The following is a 15,576-nucleotide window of genomic DNA, read 5'->3' on the forward strand; positions in this document are numbered from 1 at the left end:
ACAGCCTCCGGTAAGGTTGGCGGGTTCTTGTCGTCGTCGCAGGTATCTTTGAGCGTCTAAGGTTTGGTAGCGGTCACGATATGGGCCGGCGAGTCAAAGGTGACGACTCCATCCGCGCCGGTGTAGGGCGCCAGGACTGTTTCGGCTTCACTCAGCAGCTGTGCGATTTGTGACTCGGGCAACATGACGCCCATTACGGGCAGCCAGCCCCGGATGTCGGCCTCCACCATGGCGCGTACCGACGGGAAGCGGGCCCGGTCCGACGCTGTGTTCACGCTTGCCGCCTGGTAGCCGAGGCGATCAAACAGCCCCGTCAGCACTGTTGTGTCCCCCAGTACAAAGGGCGCCCGCAGGGCGTTGGCCGCCTGCGGTCCGGCGATGCGGTCCAGCAATGCGACTTCGGCGGCGTAGGCCGGGGTGTTGTCGAGGCTGTCCCAGACCGCGATGGCCAACTGGCCGCCGGGCTTCAGAACCCGAAACATTTCGCGTAACGCCTGCTGCCTGTTGGTAAAGAACATCAGGCCAAACTGGCTGACAACTGCATCAAAGCACTGCTCGGGGAAGGGGAGTGATTCTGCGGTGCCTGCATGCCAGTCGATATCGGGTGCCAGTAGCCGGGCCACTGTCAGCATGCCGGGGTCGGGGTCGAGGCCTGCCGTGTAGCCCCTGGAACCCACCCGCAAGGCGACTTCCCGCGCCAGGACACCGGTTCCGCAGGCGATGTCGAGCACCCGCTGGCCGGGCTGAATGTGCGCCGCCGTCGCCACTTTGGGCGCCCAGGGCTGGAACAGCGCCGGCACGAACAAGGCCTCGTATGCCCTCGCATCATCGATCCTGGCTTGCAACAGGGGGTCAGTCATTGTCGATACTCCATAGCGCCGCAGGCAGCAGCGACGCTGCGTGCGTGACATCGGTTTGCGGGCACGGCACAGGGCGAGCGCATAAGCACTTTTACCGGTGTCCAAGCATCCTCGTGCAGCCTGGCCCTGGCCTGTAACACCTGCGCTGACGGACCCTGACACAGCACACCGAGACCGGTTAGCGCGCTATTCTCAGTCTAGCTGCCAGGCACTGCCGATGAGGCGAGCCACCGTTTAACCGGTACTTTTTAACCGGCACTTTGCCAATGCCCTGCAACAATTGAAATTGGTGGGGGTGGTGCCGTTGCTAGGATGAAAATGCCGTCTTTTGCGGGTAGCGAGTTTAGCGGGTATGGCCGGGTGTTGCCGTGCCGTGCGGGCCCGGTATCGGCTGCTTTTTTACCGGCTGTCATGTGCTGGCGGTCGTTTATCGAATGGGGAGCCTGTTATGAGTGCCAATTTCCTGAGTGAGCTGACCGGGTCTTTTTCAAAGCCGGCGGCGGAGAATCCGACCGTGGCGATGGTCGAGGCGGCGTACCGTCACCATGGGCTGAACTGGCGTTATATCAACTGCGAGGTGGCGCCAGAGGACCTGGGCGCGGCGGTACGCGGTGCGCGGGCCATGGGCTGGGTTGGCTTTAACTGCTCGATTCCGCACAAGGTGGCGGTAATCGAGCACCTGGATGGCCTGGGCGAGTCGGCACGCATCATCGGTGCGGTGAACACCGTGGTGCGCCGCGGTGATCGTTACGAGGGCGAGAATACCGATGGTCGCGGCTTTGTCGAGTCGCTGGCAGCGGTGCTGGACCTGCCGGGCAAGACCGTGGTGCTGCTGGGTGCCGGTGGCGCCGCGCGGGCCGTGGCGGTGGAGCTGGCGCTGGCCGGTGTGGCGCATGTCACGGTGGTGAACCGGGACCCCGGGCGCGGGCAGGAGCTGGCGCAACTGGTGAATGACAAGACCCCGGCCAGCGCGGATTTTGTGCCCTGGAACGGCCCCTTCGTGCTGCCTGGCGCCACGGATCTGCTGGTGAACGCCACCAGCATCGGGCTCTATCCCGATGTGGATGCCTGCCCGGATATCGATCTGGCATCGTTGCATGCGGGCCTTGTGGTGGCCGATGCGATTCCCAATCCGCCGCGCACAGCACTGATCCGGGCCGCCGAGGCGCGTGGCTGCACGGTGCTGGATGGCCTGGGCATGCTGGTGAACCAGGGGCGTATTGCGATTCACTACTGGAGCGGCATCGAGGTGGATGCCCAGGTGATGCGTGATGCTTTGATACAGGCGCTTGAGCTGGATTGCTAGCCGCCAAACAGACGTTGCTGGAAGTCCTGATGCACAACATGTGACGGTGTGACTGCTGCATGTATTAACCCGAGGGGATGATGCATGCAGCAGGAATGCTGAATCATTGGGCGTCCTTCATTTCAGGAAGACCCATGGCGAGCGCCGCCCCTTTCCCTAAAAGTCCTGCATATCCGCGTAGCTGCGCTTGCGTCTGTCACGTGACAGACGAAGTGGCAGGGAATCTGTTTGTCTGCCAAGTTAATAACAGGCGGCACGAATGTGGCTGAACCTGGGTCAGGCTCAAGCTGTGCCATCCGCGGCCGTCACCCGTCCGAGAATGGGAGCATGGCGATGGTTTTATGGCGATTGTGTGTCCTGTCGCTAGTGCTAAGCGTGTGTACCGCAGCACTGGCTGAATCCGTGTACCGCTGGCGGGACGAGAAGGGTGTGCTGCACTTCAGCGATATCCCTCCCAAGGGCATCCAGGCTGAGCAGGTGAACCTTTCGAAAATCTCGGTAGTGTCGATGCCGAAAGTCGAAGTTCCCGATGAGGCGCTGTCACCGGAATGCGAGGAAGGGCCCGACGGTGAGCAGGTCTGTAAGGAGGCTGACAGGTCGTCTGCAGCCGCGTCCGGATCGGACCAGCCCGGGGCCGGGCAGGATGCTGCAGCAGCGCCGGTCGTTTCGGGAAAGCAAGGCGCCGAGCGCAAGGACACGTTGGAAACCGGTTTGCAGGAAATCAAGGATTACGACAAGCGCAAGCGGATCGAAGAGATTGAAAAGGAACGCGAGATTCAAAGAGTTAGACGGCTTACACCGGGTGAACGCAAACCGAATGACCCGGATATGGATCCGGTGAGGAGGATTCCGAAAACCGTGAACGAAAAGCTACGGGAAAAAAACCTCGGGGAATAGGAACAATAGCCTGGTGGGCGGCAGCCCCGGCTTAGTTGCCTGACTGACAAACAGGTATCCCAGGTGTCAGTCAGGCCAGTATCAGCCGATCAGGCTGCTACATGCTGTGCTTGCGAATGGTGCGTGCAATGCGTGTCGCATAGCGGCCGACGGCATGTTCGATAATGTCGGTATTTTTTGCCAGAAAATCCACGTCGTAGTTCAGCTCTGCCAACACAAAGGCCAGGGTATTAAGGCCCTCGCTGCCGCTGCCAAAGTCTCCCCGTTCAAATGCCTGCATGACCCGTTTGAGGCCCGAATCTGCCGGCGTGAGGCGAAAGTCCGCCAGGGTATCGGTCTTTTGCAGCAGCTGGGTCACGGCGGTCTGTACCAGCGGCATGACAATGGCGCCGGCCACGCTCAGGTTGGGAATTTGCAGTGCCAGGCTGCCATCATCCTGCACGCTGACGTCGCTCAGCGTGCGGTGGCCATTGGCGGTAAAGCTTTTATAACGGTTGGATGGACGTGCTTGCGGGCCGAAATAGCGTTGCAGGGGTTCCTGATCGCCGGCCTCCAGCAGGTCAGATAGCTCAATCATCCGGTGAATATCGGTGGCGATCCAGCCCAGGCTGTGCAGATTGGCGAGGTCGCCACCCAGGTGGAGACTAACTTGTTGGTCCATCATTCTTCTCTAACGGTAAGCGACCTGCGATCGAACAATGGCGAAGGGCCTGGATGATCGTGGTCTGTGCTATAGAGATTTGCCCTGTGTAGCAATCCGATACAGTCGGGCACGCCTTTCTTCGGCTAGGAGGCTGTCCGAGAATGCTGACCGTAGCGAGAACCGGCTGATTTGAGCTGGATTTTTGCGGTGTTTTAAGGCGAATAGTGGTTCTATTTAACGCAACACAGCACAAAAAACAGCCAGAGTCAGGTGGTTCGCAGTAGGTTGAGTGTTGTTGGACAGGCTCCTACGTTGAATACAACCACATTGGCTTGCTTCGGGCAACCTGCACCTGTATCACCGTCTTAACATGGCTCTGCCTGCGGACCTGTGTCCGGCAGCGTCCGGGTGGCGCAGCGGCGTTATTCATTCCAGACTATTCGATATCGCGATCCTGGAGCTTGCCGATGATTCAGGTGCAATGTCGCTGTCATGGCCGACTCAATGAACTGCTGCCCCCGTCGCAACGGTGGCGTGTGCGCACGATGCATCTCAAACAGGAGATCACGCTGCAGCAGCTGCTGATCCCGCTGCACATTCCCCATCCAGAAGTCGATCTGGTGATGGTTAACGGCGCGCCGGCGCGCCTTGATTATTGTGTTCGTCACGGCGATCAGATTCACATTTATCCCGATATCGGTGATATCGATGATGCCGCCATAGTGCCGCTGCGTGTCCGCCCGCTGCCAAGGGCACGTTTTATCCTGGATGTGCATCTGGGGCGGCTGGCCCGGCGGTTGCGCTTGCTTGGGCTGGATTGCTGGTATAGGTCGCAGATGGATGACCGCGCCATCGTTCGGCTGGCGCGTATACAGGAGCGTGTCATTCTTACCCGCGATCGCGGCCTGTTGCAGCGGGTCGAGGTCAGCCATGGGTACTATGTGCGCGCGATCCGCCCCGAGGCGCAGCTGCGCGAGGTTCTGGCGCGCTTCGAACCCGGTCCCTGGCTGCGGCCTTTGAGCCGCTGTATGCGCTGCAACGGGCTGATCGAGACGATGTCCGGGGAAGAGGTACAGCGCCTGTCACGGCCCGATCTGGAACGTGAGTTCAGCGTCATTTATCGCTGCGTCGGTTGCCACCAGCTGTACTGGCAGGGCAGTCATTATGAGCAGCTGCGCAAGTATGTGGATCAACTGCTGAGCTGAGGCACAAGGCCCGGCGGGTGCAGGCGAGCGCCCGCCGGGGCTGGTTCATTTGGGTTGCGGCACGATGCGCAGGTAGGGTTTGGGGGCTTTCCAGCCGGTTGGGAATCTGCGTTTGGCTTCTTCGTCGGTCACGGCCGGCACAATGATGACATCCTGACCGTGTTTCCAGTTCACCGGTGTGGCGACCTTGTGCAGGGCCGTCAGCTGGCAGGAATCGAGCAGGCGCAGCACTTCATCGAAGTTGCGGCCGGTGCTCATCGGGTAGGTGAGCATGGCCTTGACCTTCTTGTCGGGGCCGATCAGAAAGACGGAACGAATCGTCGCGTTGTCGGCGGCGGTGCGTGCCTTGTCGCCGCTGGCATTGGGGTGAATCATGTCATACAGCTTGGCCACCTTGAGATCGGGGTCGCCGATCATCGGATAGTTCACGGCGTGGCCCTGGGTTTCCTCGATATCGCCCATCCAGGCGTGATGATCGCTCACCGGATCAATGCTCAGGCCGATGATCTTGCAGTTGCGCTTGTCGAATTCGGGCTTGAGTTTGGCCATGTAGCCAAGCTCGGTGGTGCACACCGGGGTGAAGTCCTTGGGGTGGGAAAACAGGATGGCCCAGCTGTCGCCAATCCATTGGTGAAAGTGAATCGGGCCTTCGGTTGTGTCTGCGGTGAAGTCCGGGGCTTCGTCGCCAATTCGAACAGCCATGATTGTTCTCCTTGTTTGCGGTTTGATGAGGGGATTTGAACCCTGTGTAGTTATAGTCGAGTCCCTGGCGTTGTACTTCGCTCAAGTTCAGTTTATGCGATCTGCAACACCTTGGCGCCGCGCACCCGCCGTGTTTTCAACTCGATCAGGGCACGGTTGGCATCGGCCAGGTCGAACAGCTCGATTTCGGGGTCAATGCCGGCATCGACAGCCAGCTGCAAAAACTCGCTGACGTCACGCCGCGCCACGTTGGCGACCGACTTGATCTCCTTTTCCATCCACAGGTGGCTGGGATAGTCCAGTTGCAGCAAGGCCGACTTGTCCGCGTCTTCCTTGCGAATGGCATTGATCACCAGACGGCCGCCCGGCGCAAGGCACTTCATGGCAGCAACAATGGGTGTCCAGACCGGGGTTGTGTCGATGATCGCATCCAGCAGCCGGGGCGGCTTATCCAGCGTATCACCGGCCCAGCAGGCGCCGAGCGACAGCGCAAAACGGCGTTCTTGCGGGTTGCGGGCGAAGATATAGATATCGCTGTCCGGTATCTGGTGTCTGGCCAGTTGCAGCACCAGGTGGGCTGAGGCGCCAAAGCCTGTCAGGCCCAGCCGCTGGCCGTTTTGCAGCCCGCTCAGGCGTAGCGAGCGGTAACCAATGGCACCGGCGCACAGCAGCGGTGCCGCCTGCACATCGGTCAGTTGATCGGGCACTGGATAGGCGAAATGCTGATCAATCACCATGCTCTGGGCATAACCGCCGTCGATATCGCGCCCGGTGGCGTGAAACTCGGCACAGAGGTTTTCGTCGCCGGCCTGACAGTGCGGGCAGTTGCCGCAGCTTGAGGCGATCCAGCCAACACCGAGCCGGTCGCCGACCTGGTGTTCGGTGACTTTTGAGCCGCAGGCGATGACCCGCCCAACCGCCTGATGGCCGAGCACTCTTGGCAGGCTCGTGGGGGGCGTGCGACCTTCGATCTCGTCGAGTTCCGTATGGCAGACACCGCAGGCCGAGACCTGCAACAGGACTTCCTGCGGGCCGGGTTGCGGCTCGGGCCATTCAACCAGCCGCAGCGGTGTGGCGTTTTCGGTCACGGGCATCAGTTTTTCGAGCAGCATGGCGTTCATGTATCTGTCCTGGCGCAGGCCTGTGAAGCGCTTTATGCACAGTATGGCAGAGTGGAATAAGGGCGTGCCTGGGTCGAGGTTCCGTGCTGCATTCTGTACTCGGGTGACTGGCATATACTCAGTAGACTGTTGTCTGGTGCGGAGTTTTCTGGCTATGCCCAACTCGGTAAGACCCTCTTCCTGGCGCACGCTGTTTGTGCATGACCGCTGGCCGGCATACCGAGACTGGCCGGATTTGCTGGGGCCGCTGCACGAAGCGTTCGAATGCCTCGGCCCCGATCCGCTGCCCGCCCGTACCAAGGCGTGGCAGCCCGACCTGGCCCGGGCACTGCTGCAACTCGATCTGCCGCCCTGGCGCATCAGCCAGCTGCTCAGTGACCATAACGACTGGCTGTATCGCAGGGCAATACGGGATGCGCTGGCCGAAATGGCGCAGCAGGGCTGGGGAGAACCGCCCTGTGGTTTCTGCGTTCTGTGCCTGGGATCCGGGGGGCGGCATGAAAGCCTGCTCGGTCCGGATCAGGACAACGCCATGATCATCGAGGACTATCCGGATGCGCGCCACATGGCCATCGATACCTGGTTTCAGTCGCTGGGCGAGCGTTTTACGGCGCGCCTGGATGATTACGGTATTGCCCTGTGCAACGGCAATGTCATGGCGCGCTGGCCGTCATGGCGCAAGCGCAGCAGCGAATGGCAGCATCAGCTGCAACTCTGGACGGGCCGGCGGGTCGTCAAGCTGGTGCAACTGTCCAACATCCTGCTGGACTTTTCCCCGGTGTACGGTGATGCCGCTCTGGCGGCACGCCTGCGTGCCGAGGCGCTGGCGCTGATGCCCCGCGCCGGGCTCTTTCTGCACGAGATGGCGACGCTGCTGGATGAAACGCCGGTGGCGCTGGACCGTTTCGACCGGCTGCGGGGCAATGGCAAGGATGCGCCCCATGGCAAGGCACTTAATCTCAAGGCGCAGGGGTTACTGGTACTGCAGGGGTCGGCCCGGCTACTGGCGCTGGTGCACGGCGTGGATGCGGTGGATACGCGCGCGCGGCTCCGGGCGCTGGTCGACCGGGGCGTGCTGGATGCTGCCCTGGCGCGGCGACTGGAAGGTGCGCTGAACGGCCTGCAGGCGCTGCTGTTGCAGGCGCAGCTGGCAGCAGTGGCGGCGGGGCGGGTGCCCGATTGCTGGGTCGATCTGGATCAGCTGGATGCCGACGACCGTCACCGGCTGCGCCAGGATATGCTGGCCATTCGGGATTGCCAGCGTCTGGCCAGGGCCGCAATAAAATAGGTGCGTCGCGGATTCGTCACGATTCGTCACGGATTAGGGGGGAGAGCAGGATAAGAGCTCGTTTTGGTGTTTCGAATCAGAAGCGTGGCATTTGGCGTCGCTGATGGATTGATGGATTGATGGGCTGCGCCGCGTGAACTCCGCTGCCGATTGCCAGCAAAGCAGCGTTGCGGCTCCATCCATCATACAAAGTTACTCGCGCTCGGCCCGGGCGGATGCCGAATGATCCCGCCGGGTGAATGGTCAGCTTGCGGTCAGCCATTCGGTGTCAGCACTGCGCTCGGGTGCCCGGGGAAGTTCGATGACAAAACGGGCGCCACTGAGCCGGGTGCCCGACTCGATCCACAGGCGCCCGCCAAGGTGGGCGATAATGCCGCGGCTGATCGGCAATCCAAGACCAGTACCACGGGGGCGCTTGCCGTAGTTCTGGTCATTGTTTTCCAGCTGATGAAACTTTTCGAACACGCGTTCGCGCTCCGATTCCGTAATGCCCTCACCATTATCCTCCACCGACAGTCGCCAGTGCTGCTTGTAGGGTTCAAGGCAAAGCCGTGCCTTGCCTGCGTTTGGGGCGGCAAACTTGCTGGCGTTATCGAGCAGGTTGATGATGACCTGTTGCAACCGGTCAGGATCGGCGGTGACCGGTGCAGTCTCGTCGGGCAGGTCCAGCTCCAGGCTCAGGCCCCGTTCTGCACACAGATGGCTGACGGCTTCGGCCGACTCGCGTGCCAGCCGGGTGAGATCCAGCCACTGGGGCTTCAGGGTCATGCGGCCGGATTCAAGCCGGGCCAGGTCGAGGATCTCTTCTATCAGGCGCGACAGGCGCTCGCTTTCGCGCACGACAATCGACAGGAAATGGCTGCGCTGCTCGGTGTCCATATCGGGCGTATCGCGCAGAATCTCGGCGAAGGCGCGAATCGAGGTGAGCGGCGTGCGCAGCTCGTGACTGACCATGGCGACGAACTCGTCCTTGAGGCGGTCCAGCTCACGCAGCTGCTCGTTGGCGTGTCGAAGCTCCGCGCCGATGGCGGCCAGTTCACTGGATTTCTGTTCCAGTTGCCGGTTGTATTCCAGGGTCTGGGACGTGGTGTCCAGCAGACTCAGCACCGCTTCCAGGTCCAGCGCTTCGCCGCGTACCACCGAGTTGATCAGAATGCGCGCGGAGGCCCCCCCCAGTGCGCCGGCCAGGGCGTGCTCGGCCTCGCGGACCAGCTGGGGCGGCGCAGGCGTTGCGTCATCGGCGGGCGCCGTGCTGTCCTGTGCGGTGCTGTGCAGGATGCGCGCCGTGGCGGCGGCCCCCAGGTAACGGTGCAGCAGGCGCCGAAGCTCGCCCAGGCTGGTCTGCCCTCGCCACAATGGGATCTGCATCTGGCCTTCGTGCAGCGCGCCGGTAAAGAGCGCGGCCTGCGTCTGCTCCAGCTGGCTCTGGCGGCAGAACAGGGATACCCCCAGTAACAGGCCCACATTCACCAGCAGGCTCCAGAACAACCCGTGGCTGTAAATATCCCAGCCTTCCAGGCCGAACAGTGCGTAGGGCCGCAGCCAGTGAATGCCCCAGGGGCCGTCGGTCAGCAAAGAGGCATCGAGCCAGCCGGATTGTGCAAAGCCTGGCAGCAGCAGGGTATGCAGCCAGACGGCAAAGCCGCCGAGCATACCGGCGGCGGCTCCCAGACGCGCAGCACCGCGCCAGTAAAGCCCGATCAGCAGTGCCGGGGCGAACTGGGCGGCGGCCGTGAAGGACACCAGCCCGATCGTTACCAGGCTATAGGATTCGCCTATCAGGGCGTGATAGAGGTAGCCCAGCAGCAGGATCAGCACGATGGCGATGCGCCGAATGCCCAGCAGAGCGCCGCTGAAATCCTGGTAGCTTTCAAGGTGCAGGCGACGCATGCGCAGCAGCATCGGCATGATCAGGTGATTGCTGACCATGGTGGAGAGCGCAATGGTCTCGACAATCATCATGCCGGTGGCAGCGGAAAGCCCGCCAATAAATGCCAGCCCCGGCAACCAGTCCGATCCACCCACAAGCCCGACCGTCAGCACAAAGCTGTCCGGCGACTGGGCGCTTTCACCCAACAGGGTGCCGGCCAGGGCTATGGGCAGTACAAACAGGTTGATGACCAGCAGATAGAGCGGAAACAGCCAGCAGGCGCGCCTGATATGACGTTCATCGACATTTTCCACCACCAGCACCTGGAATTGACGCGGCAGGGTCAAAAAGGCCAGCGCCGCCAGCACCAGGGTGCTCACCCAGCCAATGGCGCCACCGGGCACGGCATCCAGCGTGAAATGCTGCGCCAGGCCCGGCACCTGCGCTGCACGGTTCAGCAGGTCGCCGGGTCCATCGAAGAGCCAGAACACCACGAACAGCCCCACGCTGCAAAAGGCCAGCAGCTTGATGACCGACTCAAAGGCGATGGCTGTCACCATGCCCTCGTGGCGCTCGCTGGCATCCAGCTGCCGGGTACCAAACAGAATAATAAACACCGACAGTACCAGGGCGACCCAGAGCGACTTGTCGGTCCAGAAGGGGGCTTCGGCCAGGAGCGGTACCGGTGAGTCGGGGAACTGCGTCACCACCGCATAGCTGTAGGTAATGGCCTTAAGCTGCAGCGCGATGTAGGGCATGATGCCGATCACTGCAATCAGCGTCACCAGCGCCCCGAGCCAGCCACTCTTGCCATAGCGGGCGCTGATAAAGTCTGCAATGGAGGTAATGCGCTGGGCGCGGGCGATCAGTACCATGCGCCGAATCAGCAGCCAGCCCAGCAACATCACCAGGGTCGGGCCCAGGTAGATGGTCAGGAAAGCGGGGCCATACTGGGCGGCCCGGCCGACGCTGCCGTAAAAGGTCCAGGCGGAGCAGTACACGGCAATGGACAGCGTATAGACCAGGGGCGAGCCGATGACCGAACGTCCGGCCTTGGCGCGCTGATCAGCCCAGGCCGCAATGACGAACAGCAGCCCCAGGTAGCCAAAGGCGACGACGAGCAAAAGCGCTTCAAATGTCATGGCCGCCTTACCCTGTCTCTGGCGCTGGCTGCCATGGGAGCTTCCATGGCCAGTGTAACTGACCGGTTACTCTGCATCATCGCGCTCCAGTATGAGTGCGGCCAGCAGGATCACCAGCCCCCAGGCGGCAAACAGGTAAAGCGACAGCGATGACAGGCCGTTGTCGAGCGGCCGGTCAAACAGCCCCAGCAGTGGCGGGGTAAACAGCAAGGCGGCGAGCAGCGTGACGGCGATCAGACGGGGCGTTTGCGAGGGTGGTCGTATCATGGGGAAGGGGTCTCCAACGCGCCGCGGGTCTGGAACCGCAGCGCCTGCTCCAGGCTGTGCACGCCGTGCGCCTGAAGGCGCGGCAGTAACTGCAGCAGCAGTTCGGCGGTGACCCGGGCGTCGCCCAGTGCCGAGTGGCGGCTGCCGGGGGCAAAACTGAGCTGAAAGCGGGCGGCCAGGGCATCCAGACCATGGTCCGCGAAGCTCGGGTCCAGCGCGCGGGACAACAGCAGCGTATCCAGCACCGGCATGTCGAAGCGCACGCCAGCGGCTTCTGCGTGCTGGTTAATGGCCATCAGGTCGAAAGCGGCATTATGGGCCACCAGAATGCTGTGGCCGACGAAGTTGCGAAAATGCGGCAGCGCCACTTCGGCCGGGGGGGCCTCGGCGACATCGTTATCGCTGATGCCGTGAATCTGAGTACTCTCTGGTGGTACGGGACGACCGGGGTTGATGAACTGGTCGTAGGCATCCTGTGCCAGCAGGCGGCCATTCAGGATGCGGCAGGCCCCGATACTCACCAGGGTGTCGCCGCGACGCAGATCCAGCCCGGTGGTTTCGGTGTCAAACACAACCATCTCCAGCTGCTGCAGTGGGCGGGCGCCCAGTTCGGCATCGGGTGGAGGCAGATCCGCAATGCTGAAATCGTGGAATTCCGGCCGCCCCGGCCGTGGCTCAGGGGGTGGTCCGACCCGTTCCAGCGCCGGCAGCGGCAGACGCAGCCGGGCATGTAGTCCATCCTCGTCGGCCAATGACCAGCAATCGCTGTCGTGGCGGCGCAGCACGTCCAGCAGGGAAGGAAACTCACTGGCGTCGGTCAGTGGCAGCTGCAGCCAGCGGGCGATCCGGCCCTGGTCGATGGGCTGTCCGGGCCAGATGAGGTCCAGGTAAACGCGCTGATTGCCCAGGCGCAGTTCGGCCTCGAAGTTGCGTGTTCCCGTCGCTTCATGCAGCAGGTCGAGCAGGCGGCACAGCAGTTCGAGCAGCATGGGACCGTCGGTCCGTAGCCAGGTCGGAATGCCAATGGCCAGCAGTTCAAGCTCATGCTTGCGCAGACGCTCGCTCAACGCGCTCCAGAGATCGTTGGACCAGGTGTCCTGCAACTGGCCGGCATCCTGCTGCAGGTTGTCGAAATGCCGCGCCAGCTGCTCCACCAGGGACCCCAGTGTCTGGCTTTCCTCGCGCACGATGGCCTCGAGCTGGTGTTGCAGTTGCGCTTCGGCCTGGCCGCTTGCCAGCACCTCGCTGCTGCTGACAAGGCTGGCACTGTGACGGCGCAGTTCAGGCAGCAGGCGGGCCAGGGGGGCATGCCAGCGTTGGTCGGCGTCCTGCGCCGCCGTGCTGTCCTGCAGCGTGATCAGTGCCTCGCCCTGGCTGGCGGCAACGCGGCGTACATCGCAGCGCAGCCAGCTTGTCCCCTGGGGCAGCAGCAGCTGGCGTGTCCGGCCGTCGCGGGGCAGGTTCTGCAATGCGTCCTGCAGACCGGGTTGGGGCAGCAGTTCGGACAGGCGGCGTCCGAGCCCGAGGGCCGGTGCCTTTGAGAAGAGCTGCTCCGCCGCCGGGTTAAACAGCAGCAAACGCTGGTGCTGGTCGCACAGGAGCAGCGGGGTGTGCAGCACCTGCAGCACCGCTTCCAGCTCATTGCGTATTCGGCGTGCCTTCTGTGCGCCTTGTGTACCGGCCGTTTGCAGTGCCTGGCGATCTTCACGCCAGCCGCTGCGCAGGCGTTCAAGGTCGGCCTCCAGCGGGCGTAGCCAGCCTTCGGGGGCAAAATCATGGGTGGCGTCCGGATTGGCGGCAAGGCGTGCCAGCTGTACCTGCAGGTGGCGCAGCGGCGCCAGCAGGCGGCGTTCGAGTATAACTCCGAGTAGCAGCACCAGGACCGCCGGCATCAGTGCCAGCAACCAGAGCCCGGCGCGCTGTGCGGGGACGGGCTGCAGCGTGCTGTCGAGCCAGGCGCCCACAAAGATACCGCTGAACAGGCTCGCACCGCTGAGCAGCAGCCAGCGGCCCAGGAGGGCTTGAAACGAGGGCACCCTAGTCGCCTTCCGCCAGCAGGGCCTGGACCTTGTCTACCAGCGCACGGGTCGAAAAAGGCTTGGTGATGTAGTCATCGGCGCCCAGGGCCAGGCCTTTTTCCCGTTCGACTTCGCGGCCGTGGGCGGTCAGCATGATAATCGGCAGGCGGGCATGCTCTGGCTGTGCCCGCAGCCGCTCCAGCACTTCAAAGCCGCTGAGCCCCGGCAGGCTGATATCCAGCAGGATCAGGTCGGGGCGTTGCTCGGCGACCCGTTGCAGCGCCGCTTCTCCGTCGCCTGCGGTAACCACGTCAAAGCCGGCCTGGCGCATCAGAAATTCCAGCGACAGCACAATGTTGGGTTCGTCATCCACCACCAGAACTAGGGTCATACGGATCTCCTGGCTGCGTTTTCAGCGTGCCGTGGCCGGGTCGCCGGGCAGTGCAGGCGTCAAACATTAATAGGGAGTTTAGTTACCCCCGGGCGCAGGCGCATAACCGTCGACCTAAAAAGGCATTACGGTTTTGGCTGGTATGGGCTTGTTGCTTCAGCGCTTTAGCAGCAAATGTTTCAGAAACTGGTGCCGGGCGTTGAACAGCCGACGGTACGCCAGCAGGATTGCGCCCAGAGACCCCAGCGCCGCCGCCGAGGTAATCATGAAGATAATCACGATCTGGTAGCGCACGGCATCGACCGGTGCTGCACCTGCCAGAATCTGGCCGGTCATCATGCCGGGCAGGCTGACCACGCCCATGACCAGCATGCTGTTGATGGTGGGCGTGAGCGCTGCGTGCAAGGCTTCGCGGATCTCGCTGCGCGCCGCTTCCCAGCGGGTTGCGCCGAGTGCCAGACGGGTGTCGATCAGGGCGCTGCGATCGAACAGGCTTGTGGTGAAACGGTCGAGTCCCAGGTTGATGCCGTTCAGAATGTTGCCCAGCACCATGCCCAGCATGGGAATCAGGTATTGCGGGTTGTACCAGGGAACCACCTGAACGATGCCCGCCAATGCGGCGCCGGTCACCAGCATGGCGGCACCCATGACGGACAGCAGGCAGTCCCAGTAGATTCCGGCAAAGCGCAGGCGCGTGCGACCGGCGGCAGTCACGCCGGCCAGGGTGGCCATGACCAGGGCGATGCCCAGCACCGGCAGTGGCGTATTGAGGGCAAAGACCCATTCCAGAATCAGGCCGACCAGCAGCAGCTGCACCGTCATGCGCAAGCTGGCGATAAGCAGGGAACGGGTCAGCCCCAGCTGCAAACCGATGGAAAGCCCAACGTTGACCAGTAGCAGCAGCGCGGCCAGCCCGAGTTGCGTGAGGCTCAGCGAGTAGTAACCATCGGTGACTAGATTGTCCATGGCAGTTGTACCGTGCGTTGGGCCATGCGTGTTATCTGGTCGGCATCATGGCTGACCCAAAGCCAGGCTCGATCAGGCGCCTCGTCTTGCCAGGCCCTGAGCAGCCGTTCCACCTCCAGGGTGGCGTTCTTGTCCAGCGCTGCGGTGGGCTCATCAAGCAGTAGCAGCAAGGGCTGCAGCGCCAGCAGGCGCAGTAACGCGGTAATCTGCTGTTCACCGCCTGAGAGTGAATCCACGCGCCGTTGCAGGAAGTCCGCGCCGCGTCCCAGCATTCGCAGCGCGTGCCGAGTCTGTTTGTGGGAATAGCGTTGATGTAGATGGGCGCGGTAGGCAAAGGGCGCGGTCAGCACCGCCTCTACTGTATCGCCATCGCCCAGTTCGGGCCGTTGCGGCAGGTAGCCGACGCGCGCACGGTACTCCGGCATCCGCCAGTGCTGCAAACCGCGCTGCGCCAACTCAAGTTCACCCTCGGTCGCAGGCGCAAGCCCGGCCAGCGTGCGCAGCAGCGCGGTTTTACCACTGCCGGAGGGCCCTGTGAGCGCAACCCGCTCACCCTGTGATATCGCCAGCTCAAGCTGACGCCACACCCAGCGATCCTGATCGTAGAGGCCGAGGTTGTGGCCCTGCAGCAAGACGGCAGTGCTGGCCCCCTGAACGCGAGGCTTGGGGGCTGTGGCGGGGTTTGTGGTGGTATGTGCAGGCTCCACTGTGCCTCCCGGGGCTCTGTACGGGCGTGTGTTTCAGTGTAGTGCGGGCCCACTCCAATGCGGCGGCGGCAAGAAAGGAGTTATGTGGTGCACGGGGTGTTGGCGATTGAGCCCGCCTGCAGGGATCCACTCCAGCGGTTGTCTCGTATCTATAATGAGCAGTACCTGCAAGCAAGGAGATTTCGGGTCGGGT

14 protein-coding genes are annotated in these 15,576 nt (G+C 62.6%); 4 read left to right on the plus strand and 10 right to left on the minus strand.

Going from position 1 to position 15,576, the window contains the following annotated elements:
* Positions 1-56 precede the first annotated feature (56 nt).
* Positions 57-860 carry a methyltransferase domain-containing protein gene (locus F451_RS0107040; protein ID WP_020680653.1) on the minus strand — a complete coding sequence of 268 codons (804 nt, stop codon included), beginning with the start codon at positions 858-860 and terminating at the stop codon, positions 57-59.
* 448 nt (positions 861-1,308) lie between these two features.
* Here F451_RS0107040 and aroE point away from each other — a divergent pair, with 448 nt between their 5' ends.
* Both aroE and F451_RS0107050 read left to right on the plus strand, forming a co-directional pair.
* Positions 1,309-2,166: a shikimate dehydrogenase gene (gene aroE, locus F451_RS0107045; RefSeq protein ID WP_020680654.1), complete on the plus strand. Its 858-nt coding sequence runs from the start codon at positions 1,309-1,311 to the stop codon at positions 2,164-2,166.
* 327 nt (positions 2,167-2,493) lie between these two features.
* Positions 2,494-3,063, plus strand: coding sequence for a DUF4124 domain-containing protein (locus tag F451_RS0107050; RefSeq protein WP_083928371.1), 570 nt, complete (start codon positions 2,494-2,496; stop codon positions 3,061-3,063).
* Between the two features lie 97 nt (positions 3,064-3,160).
* Here the strand turns inward: F451_RS0107050 and F451_RS0107055 are convergent, their stop codons facing one another.
* A complete protein-coding gene (locus tag F451_RS0107055; RefSeq protein WP_020680656.1) occupies positions 3,161-3,727 on the minus strand; it encodes a hypothetical protein in 567 nt (188 codons plus the stop codon).
* Positions 3,728-4,173: 446 nt separating this feature from the next.
* Between F451_RS0107055 and F451_RS0107060 the strand changes: the two genes are divergently transcribed.
* Complete coding sequence (locus tag F451_RS0107060; RefSeq protein WP_020680657.1) at positions 4,174-4,911, plus strand: Mut7-C RNAse domain-containing protein; 738 nt, start codon at positions 4,174-4,176, stop codon at positions 4,909-4,911.
* Between the two features lie 45 nt (positions 4,912-4,956).
* On the opposite strand, the gene F451_RS0107065 is transcribed toward F451_RS0107060, so the two are convergent.
* Complete coding sequence (locus F451_RS0107065; protein WP_020680658.1) at positions 4,957-5,613, minus strand: peroxiredoxin; 657 nt, start codon at positions 5,611-5,613, stop codon at positions 4,957-4,959.
* A gap of 92 nt (positions 5,614-5,705) precedes the next feature.
* Entirely contained in the window at positions 5,706-6,734 is a 1,029-nt protein-coding gene (locus F451_RS0107070) for a zinc-dependent alcohol dehydrogenase family protein (protein WP_020680659.1), read from the minus strand.
* Between the two features lie 154 nt (positions 6,735-6,888).
* Here F451_RS0107070 and F451_RS0107075 point away from each other — a divergent pair, with 154 nt between their 5' ends.
* The gene (locus F451_RS0107075; RefSeq protein ID WP_020680660.1) at positions 6,889-8,022 is read left to right on the plus strand and encodes a DUF294 nucleotidyltransferase-like domain-containing protein; all 1,134 of its coding nucleotides are present in this window, start codon (positions 6,889-6,891) and stop codon (positions 8,020-8,022) included.
* A gap of 243 nt (positions 8,023-8,265) precedes the next feature.
* On the opposite strand, the gene F451_RS0107080 is transcribed toward F451_RS0107075, so the two are convergent.
* The 6 genes from F451_RS0107080 to F451_RS24995 form a co-directional block, all read right to left on the minus strand.
* The gene (locus F451_RS0107080; RefSeq protein WP_020680661.1) at positions 8,266-11,034 is read right to left on the minus strand and encodes a sodium:solute symporter family transporter; all 2,769 of its coding nucleotides are present in this window, start codon (positions 11,032-11,034) and stop codon (positions 8,266-8,268) included.
* A gap of 66 nt (positions 11,035-11,100) precedes the next feature.
* Positions 11,101-11,301 (minus strand): hypothetical protein, encoded by a 201-nt coding sequence (locus F451_RS0107085; RefSeq protein ID WP_020680662.1) that lies wholly within the window; start codon positions 11,299-11,301, stop codon positions 11,101-11,103.
* On the minus strand, positions 11,298-13,337 hold the full coding sequence (locus tag F451_RS0107090) for a 3'-5' exonuclease (RefSeq protein WP_020680663.1): 2,040 nt from the start codon (positions 13,335-13,337) through the stop codon (positions 11,298-11,300). The genes F451_RS0107085 and F451_RS0107090 overlap by 4 nt, the downstream gene beginning before the upstream one ends.
* A gap of 1 nt (position 13,338) precedes the next feature.
* Positions 13,339-13,710 (minus strand): response regulator transcription factor, encoded by a 372-nt coding sequence (locus F451_RS0107095; RefSeq protein ID WP_020680664.1) that lies wholly within the window; start codon positions 13,708-13,710, stop codon positions 13,339-13,341.
* 156 nt (positions 13,711-13,866) lie between these two features.
* Complete coding sequence (locus tag F451_RS0107100) at positions 13,867-14,676, minus strand: ABC transporter permease (RefSeq protein WP_020680665.1); 810 nt, start codon at positions 14,674-14,676, stop codon at positions 13,867-13,869.
* Positions 14,664-15,383: an ABC transporter ATP-binding protein gene (locus F451_RS24995; RefSeq protein WP_205623979.1), complete on the minus strand. Its 720-nt coding sequence runs from the start codon at positions 15,381-15,383 to the stop codon at positions 14,664-14,666. Before F451_RS24995 ends, F451_RS0107100 begins: the two co-directional genes overlap by 13 nt.
* Positions 15,384-15,576 lie beyond the last annotated feature (193 nt).

It is taken from the genome of Marinobacterium rhizophilum DSM 18822, from assembly GCF_000378045.1.
GTDB classification, from domain to species: Bacteria; Pseudomonadota; Gammaproteobacteria; order Pseudomonadales; family Balneatricaceae; genus Marinobacterium_A; species Marinobacterium_A rhizophilum.

What these genes read in the sequence shown, in the direction of transcription:
- F451_RS0107060 (WP_020680657.1), top strand. Translation starts at nt 4,174, where the DNA reads ATGATTCAGGTGCAATGTCGCTGTCATGGCCGACTCAATGAACTGCTG.
- F451_RS0107040 (WP_020680653.1), bottom strand. Translation starts at nt 860, where the DNA reads ATGACTGACCCCCTGTTGCAAGCCAGGATCGATGATGCGAGGGCATAC.
- F451_RS0107055 (WP_020680656.1), bottom strand. Translation starts at nt 3,727, where the DNA reads ATGATGGACCAACAAGTTAGTCTCCACCTGGGTGGCGACCTCGCCAAT.
- F451_RS0107070 (WP_020680659.1), bottom strand. Translation starts at nt 6,734, where the DNA reads ATGAACGCCATGCTGCTCGAAAAACTGATGCCCGTGACCGAAAACGCC.
- F451_RS0107080 (WP_020680661.1), bottom strand. Translation starts at nt 11,034, where the DNA reads ATGACATTTGAAGCGCTTTTGCTCGTCGTCGCCTTTGGCTACCTGGGG.
- F451_RS0107065 (WP_020680658.1), bottom strand. Translation starts at nt 5,613, where the DNA reads ATGGCTGTTCGAATTGGCGACGAAGCCCCGGACTTCACCGCAGACACA.
- F451_RS0107095 (WP_020680664.1), bottom strand. Translation starts at nt 13,710, where the DNA reads ATGACCCTAGTTCTGGTGGTGGATGACGAACCCAACATTGTGCTGTCG.
- F451_RS0107085 (WP_020680662.1), bottom strand. Translation starts at nt 11,301, where the DNA reads ATGATACGACCACCCTCGCAAACGCCCCGTCTGATCGCCGTCACGCTG.
- F451_RS0107050 (WP_083928371.1), top strand. Translation starts at nt 2,494, where the DNA reads ATGGCGATGGTTTTATGGCGATTGTGTGTCCTGTCGCTAGTGCTAAGC.
- aroE (WP_020680654.1), top strand. Translation starts at nt 1,309, where the DNA reads ATGAGTGCCAATTTCCTGAGTGAGCTGACCGGGTCTTTTTCAAAGCCG.
- F451_RS0107075 (WP_020680660.1), top strand. Translation starts at nt 6,889, where the DNA reads ATGCCCAACTCGGTAAGACCCTCTTCCTGGCGCACGCTGTTTGTGCAT.
- F451_RS0107100 (WP_020680665.1), bottom strand. Translation starts at nt 14,676, where the DNA reads ATGGACAATCTAGTCACCGATGGTTACTACTCGCTGAGCCTCACGCAA.